Source organism: Papillibacter cinnamivorans DSM 12816 (genome assembly GCF_900176335.1).
Lineage (GTDB): Bacteria > Bacillota > Clostridia > Oscillospirales > Oscillospiraceae > Papillibacter > Papillibacter cinnamivorans.
The window spans coordinates 13,640-29,651 of sequence record NZ_FWXW01000014.1 but is presented as its reverse complement, the minus strand read 5'-3'; the positions used below and the strand labels follow the sequence as shown (position 1 = coordinate 29,651).

Here is a 16,012-nt window from a genome sequence, read left to right as displayed (position 1 = left end):
ACGGTGGGCGGAGTAATCGGAAGCGCTTACACCGAAGGTATAAGGACGCGGTACGTCGGAGCATGGTTCGAGTCCATTTGAGCCCACCATTTTTTTCTCCGGGAAAATGGGGCGCAAGGGAAAAGGGAGCGCGAAACCCCGAAGGAATCGAATAGGGAACAGTTGGAAGCCGAATCTCAGTATTTGAGACGCTCAAGTATTGAGATTTGGTTTCTGAAAAGAAACCAGGGCGTTACCGGCTTGGTAAGGCGGAAGCGGAGACAAAGCAAAACGCAGACCGTCAGCAGGTAACCGCGACGGAACGGAATCGCCGTTCGCTGCACCTTGAAAACTGAACAATGGATTTTAAGTATTAAAGCAAGGCAACAGAGAGGCGAGCAATCAAACGATTGCTCAAAATGGGTAAATACTAATTGTGGAACTAAAAGAATGGCGAAAGCTGTTCTGGTAAAGGGTAACAATTACAATGTAGCCAAACTCTAAAGAGCCTGCATAATTCGAAAGACCGATAGAACTGAGCAATCAGGGCTGTCAGGCAAGGCGCATCCAAAGTGCGCCCTGCCGCAAGAGGTCAAGCAAGTAAGAGCGCAAGGGGAATGCCTTGGCATCAGGAGCCGACGAAGGACGTGACAAGCTGCGATAAGCTGCGGGGAGCTGCACATAAGCCTCGATCCGCAGATTTCCGAATGGGGAAACCCGCCGTGGTTAATACTGCGGCAGCGTACGGTGAATTCATAGCCGTACGCAGGGAACCGCCTGAACTGAAACATCTAAGTAGGGCGAGGAAGAGAAATCAACAGAGATTCCGCTAGTAGTGGCGAGCGAACGCGGAATAGGCCAAACCGGAGGTAGCAATATCTCCGGGGTTGTGGACGCGCATAAGGTACAATAGGTTAGCCGAACGGCATGGGAAGGCCGGCCATAGCGGGTGAGAGCCCCGTAGGCGAAAACCGATTTGTACTGGCGCGGATCCAGAGTACCGCGGGACACGAGGAATCCCGTGGGAAGCCGGGGGGACCACCCTCCAAGCCTAAATACTACCTGATGACCGATAGAGGAGCAGTACCGTGAGGGAAAGGTGAAAAGGACCCCGGGAGGGGAGTGAAATAGAACCTGAAACCTTGTGCTTACAAGCACTCAAAGCACGTTAATGTGTGATGAGGTACTTTTTGTAGAACGGTCCGGCGAGTTATTGTCACCAGCAAGCTTAAGGTACTTGAGTACCGGAGGCGCAGGGAAACCGAGTGTGAATAGCGCGTATGAAGTTGGTGGCAATAGACCCGAAACCGGGTGACCTATCCATGAGCAGGTTGAAGTTGAGGTAAAACTCAATGGAGGACCGAACGCACGTTCGTTGCAATGACCGGCGATGACTTGTGGATAGCGGAGAAATTCCAATCGAACCCGGAGATAGCTGGTTCTCCCCGAAATAGCTTTAGGGCTAGCGTTGTGACAGATTAACGGAGGTAAAGCACTGAATGGGCTAGGGGCCGATAAGGTTACTGAACCCTATCAAACTCTGAATGCCGTATAATTGATTCACAGCAGTCAGACAGCGTGAGATAAGTTTCGTTGTCAAAAGGGAAACAGCCCAGATCTACGTCTAAGGTCCCTAATATACGCTGAGTGGGAAACGATGTGGAGTTGCAAAAACAACCAGGATGTTGGCTTAGAAGCAGCCACTCATTAAAAGAGTGCGTAATAGCTCACTGGTCGAGTGACTCTGCGCGGAAAATACAACGGGGCTAAGCGTATAACCGAAGACTAGGCTGTGGGTACAGATTTGAAACCATAAAGAGCGCGGGGTTGTTTCGCGGCGGCGCCAAACAACCTTCCGATCCGCCTGGCAGAAGCAGGGCGTGAAACGCCTGGCTGGAAGCTGGGGCGTAAGAAAGCTTTTATGGATTGAAATCTGTACCCACGGGGTAGGGGAGCGTCGTGCACGGGGCGAAGCATGAGCGTAAGCACGTGTGGACTTTGCACGAGTGAGAATGCCGGAATAAGTAGCGAGAATTATGTGGGAATCATAATGGCCGAAAATCTAAGGTTTCTTGGGGAAGGTTCGTCCGCCCAAGGTAAGCCGGGAGCTAAGGCGAGGCCGAAAGGCGTAGTCGATGCACATACGGTTGAAATTCCGTAGCCGCCGACATTTAAACCAGAGGGACACTTGAAGATAGAAGAACCCGGGCGTTGGTTGACCCGGGCGTAAGGGACCGAAATTTTAGTAGGGAAGTCTTCGATGCTTTGAGGCGAGAAAAGCTCTGGTGTATACTAAGGCGCCCGTACCGCAAACCGACACAGGTAGATGAGGAGAGAATCCTAAGGCCAACGGGAGAAGGGTTGTCAAGGAACTCGGCAAAATCACCCCGTAACTTCGGGAGAAGGGGAGCCCCAGCAATGGGGCCGCAGTGAATAGGCCCAAGCGACTGTTTACCAAAAACACAGGTCTGTGCTAAATCGAAAGATGACGTATACGGGCTGACGCCTGCCCGGTGCCGGAAGGTTAAGAGGAGAGCTTAGGAGCAATCCGAAGGTTTGAATTGAAGCCCCGGTAAACGGCGGCCGTAACTATAACGGTCCTAAGGTAGCGAAATTCCTTGTCAGGTAAGTTCTGACCCGCACGAATGGCGTAACGACTTGGGCACTGTCTCGACAGCCCGCCCGGCGAAATTGTAGTACTGGTGAAGATGCCAGTTACCCGCAACTAGACGGAAAGACCCCATGGAGCTTCACTGCAGCTTGATACTGGAAGTCGGTAATTCATGTACAGGATAGGTGGGAGACTTGGAAGCAGAGGCGTCAGCTTTTGTGGAGTCACCCTTGGGATACCACCCTTGAATTGCTGATTTTCTAACCTGCGGCCATGAATCTGGTCGGGGGACACTGTCAGGCGGGCAGTTTGACTGGGGCGGTCGCCTCCAAAAGTGTAACGGAGGCGCTCAAAGGTTGGCTCAGCACGGACGGAAATCGTGCGCAGAGTGTAAACGCAAAAGCCAGCCTAACTGCGAGACCGACGGGTCGAGCAGTAACGAAAGTTGGAGTTAGTGATCCGGCGGTATGTGCGTGGAAATGCCGTCGCTCAACGGATAAAAGCTACCCTGGGGATAACAGGCTGATCTCCCCCAAGCGTCCACAGCGACGGGGAGGTTTGGCACCTCGATGTCGGCTCGTCGCATCCTGGGGCTGTATTCGGTCCCAAGGGTTTGGCTGTTCGCCAATTAAAGCGGCACGCGAGCTGGGTTCAGAACGTCGTGAGACAGTTCGGTCCCTATCTGTTGCGGGCGTTAGAGATTTGAGAGGGGCTGTCCTTAGTACGAGAGGACCGGGATGGACGTACCTCTGGTGCACCAGTTGTCCTGCCAAGGGCATAGCTGGGTAGCTATGTACGGACGAGATAAACGCTGAAGGCATCTAAGCGTGAAACTCTCCTTAAGATGAGATCTCTCACTCGAAAGAGGTAAGGCTCCAGGAAGACCACCTGGTTGATAGGCCGGAAGTGTAAGCGTGGCAACACGTTCAGCTGACCGGTACTAATAAGCCGAGGGCTTGACCTCAAAGGGATAAAGGAAGCGAAGCGAAAAACAGAGCGAAGGCTGCGGAGAAGTGATTCCGAGCCCTGGCCCCCTGTTGGATGCTCCGGTTTCTTAAGTCCCGAATTAGCAGGCTCTTTCGTAGCCCTGCCGAAATGCTTAGTCCATTGTTCGGTTTTGAAGGTACAGTACGTCGCTGGCACCCTTCCGGTTCCCAAAAGAAACGGTTCGCCTGGCGGAGCGGTTCGAAATGTGGCGCGAATCCCATAATGAATGCTTTGCAGAGAAAATATGCCAAAGACTTTATGAAAGCTTCTTTGCATACTTTCTTTTCAAAGAAAGTATGCGCCTTTAGCTCAGTTGGTAGAGCAGCTGACTCTTAATCAGCGGGCCCTGGGTTCGAGTCCCTGAAGGCGCACCAAATGACAAACAGCCCGGCTGTTTTGCATATTTGCCGGTTTAAGAAGCATTGCGGCCCGTTAGTCAAGCGGTCAAGACGCTGGCCTCTCACGCCGGAGACGGGAGTTCGATTCTCCCACGGGTCACCATTTTTTATTGTCGAAAAAACCTTGAAATACAGTGCAGATTGTGCTATACTGACACCTGCGAAAAGAACGGTAAAGAGAAGAAAAACCTGTGTGGATTTTTCTTTTGCTTACTTTTCTTTTCAGAAGAAAAGTAAGTTGGTGCTGATTGCGGCGAGGGTCCACCCGTTCCCATTCCGAACACGGAAGTTAAGCTCGCCCGCGCTCAAAATACTTGGCTGGAAACGGCCCGGGAAAATAGGTAGTGCCAACACAATGGGGTCGTTATGACCCCTTATATTCCTCAATAGCTCAGCCGGTAGAGCATGCGGCTGTTAACCGCAGGGTCGTTGGTTCGAGTCCAACTTGGGGAGCCAGACTACGGTATTGCCGTCACGAATATCGTGGCGGCAATCCCGTATAAAACTGAAATCTATGGGCCTTTAGCTCAGTTGGTTAGAGCAACCGGCTCATAACCGGTCGGTCCACGGTTCGAGTCCGTGAAGGCCCACCAAAAAGAAGACGGAAGCGAGAAGGCAGAGCGAATGCGTTTTCCCGTTTCATCTGTCCTCTGGCTTCTGGCCTCTGGTCTCAGGCCGGTCTGCATAGGGGTATAGCTCAGCAGGTAGAGCAGCGGTCTCCAAAACCGCGTGCCGAGGGTTCGATTCCTTCTGCCCCTGCCAAAAGGTACCGGCGAGCAGAGGACCGGGGAACGGTTCGTCGATTTCTGCAAGCCGCGTAGATATCCGCCATGGCCCAGTAGTTCAGTTGGTTAGAACGCTAGCCTGTCACGCTAGAGGTCGACGGTTCGAGCCCGTTCTGGGTCGCCATATGCTGCTATAGCTCAGTCGGCAGAGCGCGTCCTTGGTAAGGACGAGGTCACGTGTTCGAATCACGTTAGCAGCTCCACTAGAAAACATAGAGGAACCGCCGGGGATTTCGCCCCGGCGGTTCCTCTATGTACTTTAAATGGATTTAAATTTCAGAAGGTAGGGTCTATTTCACGATCAGCACCGGGCACTTTGCTCCGCCGGCAACCCGATGCGTCACGCTGCCGATGAGTGCGCCGCTGAAGGCTCCGTGCCCCCGGGTGCCCATGACCACAAGGTCCGTGTTCTCTCCGCACTCTTCCAGAATTTTTGCCGACGGGTTGCCCGCCAGAATCTTTTTGGTGACCGGAATCTGTTTGAGATCAATTCCTCTGAGCGTTCCGTCCAGGATCTTTTTGCCGATATCGTGGATCTGCTCGTCCGTAAGCATGTAAATCGGGCTTCCGGCCAGAGGCCATGTGTAGGGCATGGGGTCAATGACGAAAACAAGCTTGATTTCGCCGCCGGTGCAGCTGGCGATTTCCACCGCCTGGGTCAATGCGTGACGGGAATACTCGGAGCCGTCGGTTGCCACCATAATTTTTTTAAACATATGCACATCTGCCTTTCTTCAGAGTTTTTCACAGAAGAAATTTTCTACATTATAACATTATGCTCCTCAGGTTTCAACCGATGCGGATGAATTCGCAGGCTTACATGCCGGACAATGCGGATTAAGTAACATTTTGGGGAACAGTTGAAGAAGGAAAACGTCAGAAAGAAATGAAACATGAGTAAATTACCTTACGAATCGGTATAATGATGAAGGAACGGGCGCCTTCCCCACAAATAAAAATATGGTATAATCCATGAAAATATTTCATGGCGAAAAAGGAGGAAAAAATGAAAAGAACCGGTATCGCATTTGTCCTGCCGCTTATTCTGCTTTTGTCCGCCTGCGGCGGGACGGGAGCCGGTACGAGCGCCACGCCAACGGCTGGACCAACAGAAACTCCCCTCTCTCTCTCGGATTACATCCCCTTTCGGGAAAATATCCGCATGAGCTACAGCGGAGAAGGAAACGAATATTCGGAGTTTACCGCCTGGGCGGAGTATTTCGAAAACGGGGCGTATCAGGTCAGAAGCAGCAATCCCGGCACGGATTCGGTTTCCGTCTTCACGCTGGAAGACGGAGCGGTGAAGCTGGTCTTCTTTCGGGGAGAGACATATTACAGACAAAACTATACGGATCGGCGGGAAATGGAAGAAATCATACTCCAGGAGCCCATCGAGGAAGGAAACTCCTGGACCCTGGATGACGGCGCCGTCCGGACGATCACGGACCTTGACGCGGATGTAAAAGTGCCTTACGGTACCTTCAAGGCGCTGGAAGTGACCACCGAGAGGGACGACGATACAATGAAGGAATACTATGTTGCGGACCTGGGACTGGTGAAAAGTGAGTTTATTCCGGCGGGGGACGCGTCTTCCTCGGTTGTCAGTCAGCTGGAAATGGTGGAAGAAAATGTGCCGTATACCCAGACGGTCCAGTTCTATTACCCCGATTTCAATAACGACCGGCTGGTTTATACTGAAAAGAGCCTGGAGCTTTACACTGGGGACGATATCAAAAAGATTTTTCAGCAACAGTTTATAAGCGTGCCGGAGGGCAGCGGCCTTTCGCCCCTGATGTCCCCAAACGCCTCCATTCTAAGTATTTCCATGGATGATAAAACCGGGATTGCCACGGTGGATTTCTCCAGGGAATTCCTTACGGAGATGAACGCGGGATCCTCTCTGGAGACCATGCTGCTCGACAGCGTGGCGGACACCGTCGGCCGGTACTTCCAGACGGAGAAGGTGGGGATTACGCTGGAGGGAGAACCCTACGAATCCGGCCATTACAGGATAGGAAGCGGGGAATACTGGCCCGCCGATTGGGAAGGGATCCAGGAATATAAATAGGCTTCAGAGATATAAAAAACCATACCCGGCCGCCGAAGGCGGCCGGGTATGGTTTTTTATATGCAGAGGACCATCAGGATACGGGTCTGCCGCACCGGTGGCAGAACAGAGCGCCGGGCACAAGAGGCTCGCCGCAGTAAGCACAGACCTCGGTTTGGCTGTAGTTGCCGGTCCTGTGCATATACCGCGGGTCAATGCTTTGCGCGGCACCGGACTCAAACTTCCTGCCTTCCTCGGGATCGATCTCGAATACGGCGCCGCAGCAGGACGCCGTCGCAAAGTAGTGCCTGTCCCATCGGAAGATAGGAATAAAAAAGATGTGCAGCACCTTGTAGAAGACGGACACCGTCATGGAGGTGTACTCGCCGCACGCCGGACAGATGAGGTTTGTGGTCCTGCCCAGTTCCTTTGATCTTTCGCTGATCCCGGAAATAAAGAAAAACATACTGTTTTCGCCTCCAAACTGCGCTGAAGCTGTCCGGCTGCAGCTCTGCAAATTCCGATATTTTACGGCTCCATGAGCCCGTATTTGACCTTGATTCGGTCCAGTTTTTCAATCATGGGTTTTGAAAGAACGAATAGAAAAAAGACCGTGGACAGGGCATGCACCAGATTGAACCAGAGACCGGCGGCATAAGAAGCTAGCAAAGCCTGCCAGGTAAGCCTCGGAAAGGTCATAAGGACGGAGGCCAGGTCCATGACCCCTCCATACAGCAGAAAGGTGGAAAGGCCGCCGTAGATGCACAGGGAAAGCCTGTCCCGCCGCAGGATCCCTTGGCGGACCAGCGCCCCCGCAAGCAGTCCGATTCCCCCGAAACAAAGCATCTGCCAGGGGGTCCAGGGTCCCTGCCCGAAGAGAAAGCCGGAAATAAAGCCCGTCAGCGCGCCTACAAGAAACCCAGTCTCGCCGCCCATGCACACGCCCGCTATGATGACGATGGCGGCCACCGGCTTGAACTGCGGCAGCATGAAAAAGGCGGAGCGTCCGGCCACCGAAAGCGCCGTGAGAACCGCTGCAATCACGAGTTCACGGGCCTGGGGCCGCCTGCGTTCGAATGCAAGGCCGAAGAGGATCAGGGCGTACAGGACCATCAGGAGGCTGACAAAATAGTATTTCCTGTCTCCCAGGAGGAAAACGCCCGCCAAAACGGTTGCCGGCGCAAGAACGGCGGTTATTGTGGCGGCAACTGTGCGCCGGCTTTTCCTATCGGGACCCGAGGGCTGCATTTGCACGCTTGATCACATCCTCTGCGGTGACGGCTTCCGGAAAAACATGGCGGGCCATCCGGTTTGCCGCGGTGGTATAAACGCTGTTGCCTGAAAAAAAGCTTCCGGGGGCCCCTTCGGAAACCATGCCGCCGTCAAAAAACAGACAGCAGAGGTCCGCGTAGCGGGCGCAGAACTCAATGTCGTGGCTCACCATCACAACGGTGACGCCCCGCCCGGTAAGCTCCTTGAGAATGGAAGCCAGACGGAGCTTGAAATCCCCGTCCATGCCCTTGGTGGGCTCGTCCATCAGGAGAATCTGCGGTTCGGCCAGCAGCACCTTGGCCAGAGCGGCCCGCTGCTGCTCTCCTCCGCTGAGATCAAAGGGGTGCCTGGATAAAAGACCGGCAATCTCTGTAAGCTCAGAAACGGCCCGGAGCCTGTCCTCCCGCTCCCCGGGAGAAATTGCGCCGCCCTCCAGCATTTCCAGCAGATCGGCCCTGACCGTACTCTTGACGAAAAGAGTCTGGGGGCTTTGGGGAAGCATGCTGAGCCGCATCCCTCCGTGCCCGGCAGCTTTGCCGGAGAGCACCTCTCCTCCGAGGCAGACCTGCCCGCGGTAAGGGCGGAGCAGGCCGGCCATGACGGAAAGCGCGGTGGTTTTCCCGCTGCCGTTTCCCCCGGCGATGCAGTATAAAACCCCCCCGGGAATTTTCATCGTCAGCCCCCGGAGTACGTCCGGAAGCGGTTTCTCATACCGGAACCAGACCTCCCGCAGCTCGATTGCAGGGGGATCCGGTTTCTGAAGGGTATCCGGCTTTTCCCGGCCGGCGGAAGCCGGTACCTGCGGCCGGATTTCCAAGCGGTCCAGCCACTGGCGCCCCTCCCGCACCGTGACGGGGCAGGGGAGGTTGTTTTTGATGCCGGCATAGATCTGCATGGGAGAGGGAAGCGCGTACCGCATGGGGTGCTCCATCGCCTCCAGACGGGTTCCCGCCTCCCGGGGACTGCCGTCCGCGATAATTTCTCCCTCGTCCATCACCAGGACCCTGTCCGCCATGGGGAAGACCGCCTCCAGCCGCTGCTCGGAAAGAAGCACCGTAATCCCCAGTTCCCGGTTGATCCTTTGGACCATGTCCAGAAATTCTCCGGCGGCCACCGGGTCCAGCTGGCCGGTAGGCTCGTCCAGAATCAGCACCTCCGGCTGCATCGCCATGACGGAGGCAAGGCTCAGAAGCTGCTTCTGCCCCCCGGACAGGCGGGATACGCTTTCCCGGAACCAGCCCTGGATCCCGAAAAAGCCGGCCGTTTCGGCAACCCGCAGCCGGAGGGTTTCGCTGTCCGTGCCCAAAGACTCCAGCCCGAAGGCAAGCTCGTGCCAGACCTTGTCCGTGACGATCTGATTGTCCGGATTCTGCTGCACGAAGCCGATCCGGGAGGCCTGCTCCCGAAGCCCCAGCTCCGCCAGGGGCTTCCCGAAAAACAAAATCTCGCCCGCACTCTCTCCGTGAGGGGTCAAAGCGGGCTTTAAATGGCGGAGCAGGGTGGTCTTTCCGCAGCCGGATCTGCCGCAGAGAACCGTGAACTCCCCCTTACCCAGACAAAGTTCCGGCAGGAACAGGGCTCTTCGGGAAGCGAGAGGGTATGTAAAACTCAGAGCCTTGATCTGATATACGTCCATTGAAGCTCCTCCGCGGCATCGAGAATCAGGGGAAGAAAACAGAGCACGGGGTACAGGATTCGGATGGCAACGACTGACGGCGTCGTTTCCGGCAGATGGATGGAAGGGAAAAACCGTATTCCGGCTGCTCCGGCTGCAAGCCCCCAGAAAGCCGCGGCCGCCAGCCCCATCAGAATAAAAAAGACGATCCGGTCCCTTCCGTCAAAACGGAAGAGAGAAAAGCTGGTGCGCCCGGGAAGCCCGTATCCCCGTGCCTTCATGGAGTCCGCCGTCTCAATGGCGTTCTCCAGGGCCCAGGTGGTGAGGATGGACAGGATTCGCAGCCCGCCCCTTGCTTTGCGCAGGATGCCCTTTCCGGTGGCGCCGCGGCCGAGGCAGGCCTGGGATCGGGATATGACTCCGGCCTGCATCTGGTACCGGGGGATAAAGCGAAGGGCCATGGAAAGAAGCAAAGACTGCGCCGGGAAGATCCGCCCGAACAGATAAATCCATTTGTCCGAGGTCATGACGTCGCCGCAGCAGGCAAACCATAAAAGGACGGCCCCGAACATCCCCGCCGCCGCCGCTCCGTAGCAGATGGACTCCAGAGTGACGGGGTTCCCGTCGGGAAGATAGGCCAGGATAGTAACTCCCGCGTGATTGAACAGAGGGTTGAGCACCGCCGCGGCCGCCATAAGGGGCAGAAGGAAGAGAAAGCAAAACCGCAGGGCCCCTCGTCCCCGGAGCCGGAGAAAGTAGGCAAGACCGCCCAGAAAGGAAAAGACCAGAAAATACGGGTGCAGAAGCAGCATGCTCAGAAGAATGATTCCGGCAAAATACGCAAGATTGACCGTGGGGTGATAGGAAGAAAAAGCGTCTCTCATTCTGTGTCCTCCCAGGCGCCGTTGTCTCCCCCCACGTCCTTGCCCTGATCGCAGGTGTAGAGCCACTCCACGGTGTCTCCGTCCTCCAGCGCGTATTGGCTGCAGCCGTATCCGGGGAATTTGCCGTTCACCCTGTAAACCCAGCCGGACAATTCCCCGCAGTCGAATTCATAAATATTGCCGATCCCCTCGATGTAATTGGAATTGTAAAGGGGGACCGAAGAAAACTCCATGTGGATGCCGTGTTTCTTCATTTCTCGCTGCAGTACGTTGAAAACGGTTTCTCCCTCATAGAACTGCACCGTCTGCGTGGGAAACAGAATCCCGTCCTCAGGCAGGATCTCCAGCTTGTCTTTGCTGAAGCTCTCCAGATTGTCCAGAATGGTCCCGCAGGAGACGGAGAGGGTGCAGAAGAGCTCCTTTTCTTCGTCGGGCTCCTGGGAGGAAGGGGAAGGCGAAACTGCCGGATCAATCGCAGGCGTCGGATTGGACGGCTTCGGGGAGGCCGGAGACCCGCCGGGCTCGGCGGAGGGAGAGACCGTCGGGTCGGATGTGACTTCTGAAGACGGCTGGGAGAGCGAAGAAGACGGGCCGGGAACGGAAAGGGTCGCCGTTGCGGCGGCGTCCGCGGCGGGAGCGGAGGTTTCAGGAGTTCCGCTTTTTGCGGCGTAGTTCCCGCCCCAGAAAAAAGCCGCCAATAAGATGACAAGGGCGGCCGCGGCCGCCGCGAGGATTTGTTTCTTGCTCAAGTTTTGTCCTCCCCCGCATACGGGCATTGGTTACTCTGCAAGCAGCCCGGCTCCCTCCAACAGGTTCCATACCATAACTGCGATTTCGGCCCGTGTCGCCGGCTCCAGGGGCCGCAGGGAAACGTCCTGGGACGGCAGCACCCCCAGCTTGACGCAGACCGCCAGGCCCCCCCGGCTCCAGGATGCGCTTTTCGTATAGTCGTCGAACTGCGCCAGCTGATCCCGGATTTCGTCCTCGGTGAGCGCCGTGTTATAACCGCACAGGCCGGCGGCCCTGCATACCATCACGGCCGCCTCCTGGCGTGTGATGAGATCGGCGGGGGCGTAAAGAGTCTGGGCTTTTCCCGCGACAATCCCATAGGCGTAAGCGGTTGCCACCGCGCCGCGGTACCAGGAATCTGCCGGCACGTCGCCGAAGGGAAGGACCTCCTTTGCGCGCAGTCCCAGTGCCCGAACGACGATTGCCGCAAACTCGGCTCTCGTGATGGGCCTCTCCGGCGCAAAGAGGGAATCCGAAATCCCGTTGACAATGCCCCGCCGGGCAAGGCCGGTGATTTTCGCCTTGTCAGGGAGCGCATCGATGTCTTCGAAGGATTTGTCCGGATAGAGGACCGGGCGCGGGGATACGTCGGGATCCTTCCCGGGCAGGCCGGACGCGCCGGAGCCCTCTCCGTTTTGGGAGAGGGTAGCGTCCGTCATGTCGTACAGGCCGTTTTCGCCGTTTAAAAACCTCTGATAGGCCGCCAGAGCGCAAAGCGCCTGCTGAGAGGCCATGGCGTCCGATTCCCCGCCGGAGATGTGGGAAAAGTCCCCGCTGCTCAGCCGGAAAGAGAGAAGAGCGGACAATACGGTCTTTCCTTCTTTGATAAAACGGCTGTCAGCTTCCGGGTCGATCCCCAGAGTGGAAAGGGCGGTGAGCACCTGAGCGGCGCTTTCTGCGTTGGCGGTCCCATAGCTTGAAAATCCTCCGTCCTCCAGCTGAGCGCCCGAGAGGAAGGACAGTGCCCTGTCTTCTGCCGTCTGGACATCGCTTTGTCCCCGATAAGGTGCCAGGGCCGTCAGTGCCATTGCGGTGATGTCCGGATCCCCGGAGGCTCCGCCCAGGGCAAATCCTCCGTCGCCCAGCTGACGGGAGAGGATTGTGTTTACAAGAAGCTCCCTTGTGGTTTGAACCGACGCGCCGTCGTTTTCGGGTACGGCGTATTCCCCGGAATCCAGCGCAAGCAAAGCGAAGATAGGTCCGTTGATTCCCTGGCGCAAAACGGCACTGAAATCCCCCAGGGGAAGAAGCAGATTCGTACCGTTCACGTCGGAGGGCTCTTTGCCCATGGCGGTCAGAGCCAGGATCACCCGGGAGTATTCGGTGTATTTCGCCGAGTCCAGAATTCCGCCGGAGGTTTCAAGGCGGCTTACCAGCCCCGCGCAATAAGCCTCGCTCAATTCCGCAGGAACCCCCGCGTCTGAGCGCGCGAGCCCGATGAGCGTCCATTCAAGCCCTTCCGTTTCAGGCAGAGACTGCCGGGCGGACGCGATGAGGCGGGCTTGCAGCGAAGATACGGCTTCGGTCAGCGTATCCTCCGAAACGGCTCCGGCTCCAAGCGCGGGAGGGGCGAATCCGGCCGCAAGGCAAAAAATGAGAAAACAGGAAATCCATCGTCTGAGTTGCTTCAATCTTGTTTCCTCCTGTTTTTTTATGCCCGCTGGAATATTCCTGCGGTTCGGATGGGAAGACTCCATCTGCGCGCCCCGGGAGATCGCTTTATATTGTAACGTAAATTACCGCATATGACAAGCCGGCCCGGTAAAAAGCCCCTCGGCGCGCGGCAATAGTAAATTCGGAAAAACGTGCAATACTATGAATCGAGATTAAAAATCCGGGGTGTCATTATGTTCAGGGAGAATCTGAAAAAAATCACATATTGGATGGTAAAGCGGCAGCTCGTCGCCAATGATGAAGTGATCGGGGAACGCCCGCCCGTTCAGGAGGAGAACCTGAGCGGTAACCTGAAGGAAAATATAGCGCGTATTCGGGAAGAAATGGGCAACAGCGCCGACCTTGTGGTGCGCGAATTTTCCTGCGGCAGCGGACGCGGCATGCCCGTTGCCCTGGTCTACGTGGACGGTATGGCGAACGCAAAAATACTCAACGAGAGCGCCATTAAGCCGCTGATGTTTGGTACCGGATTGAAAAATGATGCCTGCAGGCATGGAAAATGCACTTTAGCCGACCTTAAAGAAAAACTGCTTTCCATCGCGGAAGTGAATACCCTGCAGACCCTGGATTCTCTGCTCCAGGGGATCCTCTCAGGAGACACGGCTCTGCTTGCGGATGAGTCCCGGGAAGCCCTGATGCTCACCAGCAAGGGATTCGAAAAAAGAAGCGTCACCGAGCCTCTCAGCGAGGCCGTGATCCGCGGCCCCCGGGAGGGCTTTACGGAAAGCATCCGGACCAATACATCCCTGCTGCGCCGAAAGATCAAGAATCCGGCATTAACTATAGAGAGCATGACCATCGGAGAAAAAACCAGAACCGCTGTTTGCTTTGCCTATATCCGCGGTGTGGCCAACGAGGAACTGATCTCCAGCATCCGGGATCGGTTGAAGGCAGTCCGCACGGATGCCGTATTGGATTCGGGATGCCTTGAGGAATATATCGAAGACGCGCCCTTTTCGATTTTTCCCACCCTGGGATACACGGAAAAGCCGGATGTGGCGGCGGCAAAGATTTTGGAGGGAAGAGCCGCGATTTTGGTGGACGGGTCTCCCTTTGCCCTGACGGCTCCGCTGCTTTTCATCGAGGGCTTCCAGTCGGCGGAAGACTATTATTTCCGTTCTTACTATATGTCTCTCGTGAGAGTTCTCCGATATATCAGCTATATCATAACCATTTTTGCTCCGGCTTTGTATGTGGCAATCACCACCTTTCATCAGGAACTGCTTCCCACCGACCTGCTGTTCACCATGGCGGCGGCCCGGGAGGGGATCCCCTTTCCCGCCGTGGAGGAAGCCCTCATCATGCTGATAACCTTTGAAATCCTGCGGGAAGCCGGTGTCCGCCTGCCCCGCCCGGTGGGCCAGGCCCTGAGCATCGTGGGAGCTCTGGTCATCGGAGATGCGGCGGTGTCCGCGGGGCTCATCGGGGCGCCCATGGTAATTGTGATTGCTATAACGGCGGTTTCGGTTTTTCTGACGCCCAATCTGGCCAATACCGCGGCGATTCTGCGGCTGATTTTCCTGTTCCTTGCCGGGTTTATGGGAGGATACGGCATTACGATAGGGTTTATAGGAGTGCTGATTCATCTGGGTTCTCTTAAATCCTTCGGATTCCCGTATTTTGCCCCCTTTGCTCCGTATCGGTCGGCGGATATGAAGGATGCGGTGATCCGTTCGCCGCTCTGGATGCTGGCGACGCGGCCGGAAAAAATGGCAAGGCGGGACAGAAAACGGCTGGACTTCTTTGTCCCTCCTGCGGACGGAACAAAAAACGAGCAGGGAGAATAGAGTGCGAAACGATGAAAAACAGATTCAGAAGAATAACAGGCGTAGCCGTGGCGGCGCTGATCCTCGTGGGACTCACAGGCTGCTGGAATAGTCGGGAGCTCAATACCCTGGCGATTGTGATGGGAATAGGGTTCGACCAGGCAAACGATCTGGAGGAAGTGGAAATTACCGCACAGGTTGTAAAAACCAAGGGGATCAAGGGGGGTAAAAACGGCGGAGGCTCGTCCCAGGAGGAAGCGTTTATCAATTTTACGGAAATCGGCACCGGCTCCTTTGACATTATCCGGGAATTCACCCATGTCTCCAGCCGGAAGCTATATTTTACACACAATCAGATTATTGTCATTGGTGAGAACCTGGCGAGGAGCGGGATTCGGAACACCCTGGACATGCTCTCCCGCAACCATGAAGCCAGAATGAACGTTTATATGCTGGTTGCCAAGGGTTCAGCCAAGGATGTTCTGAATCTGAAGCCGGAACTGGGAGAGGTACCGGCCATGGAAATCGCGCAGCTGATGGAAGCGCAGAAAAACACCTCCCATACCCCGGATACTTTTTTTTACGAAGTGACTTTCAGCCTTGTAAGCAAAACGGCCGCCTTTGTCATACCGACGGTTGAAATCGGGGATTCGGCAGGGAGAAAAGTCCTGATTGTTTCCGGAAGCGCCGTGTTCAAGACGGATAAGATGGTGGGCGAGCTCAACGAAAAAGAAACGAGAGGGCTGCTTTGGGTCACGGACGACATCGGAAGCGGTATTATTGAAATCGCGGTTCAGGGAGTGACAGCCGAACTGGAGATCATTCGTTCCAACTGCAAAATAACTCCGGAAATCGGAGCGGACGGCTCCGTAAAAATCAAGCTGAAAATCACGGAGGAGAGCGATTTTGGCAGTCAGACCGGTTCGGTGAACCTGCTTACGATGGAAAACATCCAGCGGATGGAAGAGGCGCAGGCCCAGGAAATCAGGAAAGAAATCGAGATGGTGCTGGAAAAAACCCGCACGCTGAACGCGGATATTTTTGGATTTGGAGAAGCCTTGCATCGGAAATATCCGCACCAGTGGGAATCGATGGAAGCCGAGTGGAATGAAATATTCAAGGCGCTAGACGTGGAAATCGAGGTCGAAACGAAAATCAATTCCATCGGCAGGATCGACCAGCCGAATTATCCTTCCAAGGAGTAA

10 protein-coding genes, 7 tRNA genes and 2 rRNA genes are annotated in these 16,012 nt (G+C 55.5%); 12 read left to right on the top strand and 7 right to left on the bottom strand.

The genetic code is table 11. The features are described 5' to 3' along the window. The first annotated feature begins 569 nt into the window (after positions 1–569). The 9 genes from B9A13_RS13545 (at position 570) to B9A13_RS13505 (ending at position 4,963) form a co-directional block, all read left to right on the top strand. Positions 570–3,554 (top strand): 23S ribosomal RNA (locus B9A13_RS13545). Between the two features lie 321 nt (positions 3,555–3,875). Beyond that, positions 3,876–3,951, top strand: a tRNA-Lys gene (locus B9A13_RS13540). 52 nt (positions 3,952–4,003) lie between these two features. After that, positions 4,004–4,078: transfer RNA gene (locus tag B9A13_RS13535), tRNA-Glu, on the top strand. A gap of 134 nt (positions 4,079–4,212) precedes the next feature. Continuing rightward, positions 4,213–4,328, top strand: a 5S ribosomal RNA gene (rrf, locus tag B9A13_RS13530). Between the two features lie 27 nt (positions 4,329–4,355). Next, a tRNA-Asn gene (locus B9A13_RS13525) sits at positions 4,356–4,431 on the top strand. A gap of 60 nt (positions 4,432–4,491) precedes the next feature. Next, positions 4,492–4,568: transfer RNA gene (locus B9A13_RS13520), tRNA-Ile, on the top strand. Positions 4,569–4,661: 93 nt separating this feature from the next. Next, a tRNA-Trp gene (locus B9A13_RS13515) sits at positions 4,662–4,737 on the top strand. Between the two features lie 70 nt (positions 4,738–4,807). After that, positions 4,808–4,884, top strand: a tRNA-Asp gene (locus tag B9A13_RS13510). Between the two features lie 3 nt (positions 4,885–4,887). Beyond that, positions 4,888–4,963 (top strand) — tRNA-Thr (locus B9A13_RS13505). Positions 4,964–5,050: 87 nt separating this feature from the next. Here B9A13_RS13505 and B9A13_RS13500 read toward each other — a convergent pair. Further along, on the bottom strand, positions 5,051–5,476 hold the full coding sequence (locus B9A13_RS13500) for a universal stress protein (RefSeq protein ID WP_084235689.1): 426 nt from the start codon (positions 5,474–5,476) through the stop codon (positions 5,051–5,053). Positions 5,477–5,766: 290 nt separating this feature from the next. Between B9A13_RS13500 and B9A13_RS13495 the strand changes: the two genes are divergently transcribed. Next, a complete protein-coding gene (locus tag B9A13_RS13495) occupies positions 5,767–6,828 on the top strand; it encodes a GerMN domain-containing protein (protein WP_159448155.1) in 1,062 nt (353 codons plus the stop codon). A 73-nt stretch (positions 6,829–6,901) separates the two neighbouring features. On the opposite strand, the gene B9A13_RS13490 is transcribed toward B9A13_RS13495, so the two are convergent. From B9A13_RS13490 to B9A13_RS13470, 6 genes are all read right to left on the bottom strand, one after another. Then, positions 6,902–7,273 carry a zinc ribbon domain-containing protein gene (locus B9A13_RS13490; protein ID WP_084235687.1) on the bottom strand — a complete coding sequence of 124 codons (372 nt, stop codon included), beginning with the start codon at positions 7,271–7,273 and terminating at the stop codon, positions 6,902–6,904. 62 nt (positions 7,274–7,335) lie between these two features. Continuing rightward, positions 7,336–7,974, bottom strand: a complete 639-nt coding sequence (locus tag B9A13_RS14015; RefSeq protein WP_242942872.1) for an ECF transporter S component — start codon at positions 7,972–7,974, stop codon at positions 7,336–7,338. A 58-nt stretch (positions 7,975–8,032) separates the two neighbouring features. Further along, positions 8,033–9,715: an ABC transporter ATP-binding protein gene (locus B9A13_RS13485; RefSeq protein ID WP_143807037.1), complete on the bottom strand. Its 1,683-nt coding sequence runs from the start codon at positions 9,713–9,715 to the stop codon at positions 8,033–8,035. Then, positions 9,688–10,578: an energy-coupling factor transporter transmembrane component T gene (locus B9A13_RS13480; RefSeq protein ID WP_084235686.1), complete on the bottom strand. Its 891-nt coding sequence runs from the start codon at positions 10,576–10,578 to the stop codon at positions 9,688–9,690. The genes B9A13_RS13485 and B9A13_RS13480 overlap by 28 nt, the downstream gene beginning before the upstream one ends. Then, positions 10,575–11,327 (bottom strand): DUF4430 domain-containing protein, encoded by a 753-nt coding sequence (locus tag B9A13_RS13475; RefSeq protein ID WP_242942871.1) that lies wholly within the window; start codon positions 11,325–11,327, stop codon positions 10,575–10,577. Before B9A13_RS13475 ends, B9A13_RS13480 begins: the two co-directional genes overlap by 4 nt. 30 nt (positions 11,328–11,357) lie before the next feature. Next, a complete protein-coding gene (locus tag B9A13_RS13470) occupies positions 11,358–12,998 on the bottom strand; it encodes an S-layer homology domain-containing protein (RefSeq protein ID WP_159448154.1) in 1,641 nt (546 codons plus the stop codon). 216 nt (positions 12,999–13,214) lie between these two features. Between B9A13_RS13470 and B9A13_RS13465 the strand changes: the two genes are divergently transcribed. Together B9A13_RS13465 and B9A13_RS13460 are read left to right on the top strand one after the other, a co-directional pair. Next, a complete protein-coding gene (locus tag B9A13_RS13465; protein WP_084235683.1) occupies positions 13,215–14,828 on the top strand; it encodes a spore germination protein in 1,614 nt (537 codons plus the stop codon). Between the two features lie 11 nt (positions 14,829–14,839). Next, positions 14,840–16,012 carry a Ger(x)C family spore germination protein gene (locus B9A13_RS13460; protein ID WP_084235682.1) on the top strand — a complete coding sequence of 391 codons (1,173 nt, stop codon included), beginning with the start codon at positions 14,840–14,842 and terminating at the stop codon, positions 16,010–16,012.

Coding starts and splice junctions, on each gene's coding strand:
- B9A13_RS13460 (WP_084235682.1), top strand. CDS start 14,840: ATGAAAAACAGATTCAGAAGAATAACAGGCGTAGCCGTGGCGGCGCTG.
- B9A13_RS13465 (WP_084235683.1), top strand. CDS start 13,215: ATGTTCAGGGAGAATCTGAAAAAAATCACATATTGGATGGTAAAGCGG.
- B9A13_RS13480 (WP_084235686.1), bottom strand. CDS start 10,578: ATGAGAGACGCTTTTTCTTCCTATCACCCCACGGTCAATCTTGCGTAT.
- B9A13_RS13490 (WP_084235687.1), bottom strand. CDS start 7,273: ATGTTTTTCTTTATTTCCGGGATCAGCGAAAGATCAAAGGAACTGGGC.
- B9A13_RS13485 (WP_143807037.1), bottom strand. CDS start 9,715: ATGGACGTATATCAGATCAAGGCTCTGAGTTTTACATACCCTCTCGCT.
- B9A13_RS13495 (WP_159448155.1), top strand. CDS start 5,767: ATGAAAAGAACCGGTATCGCATTTGTCCTGCCGCTTATTCTGCTTTTG.
- B9A13_RS13500 (WP_084235689.1), bottom strand. CDS start 5,476: ATGTTTAAAAAAATTATGGTGGCAACCGACGGCTCCGAGTATTCCCGT.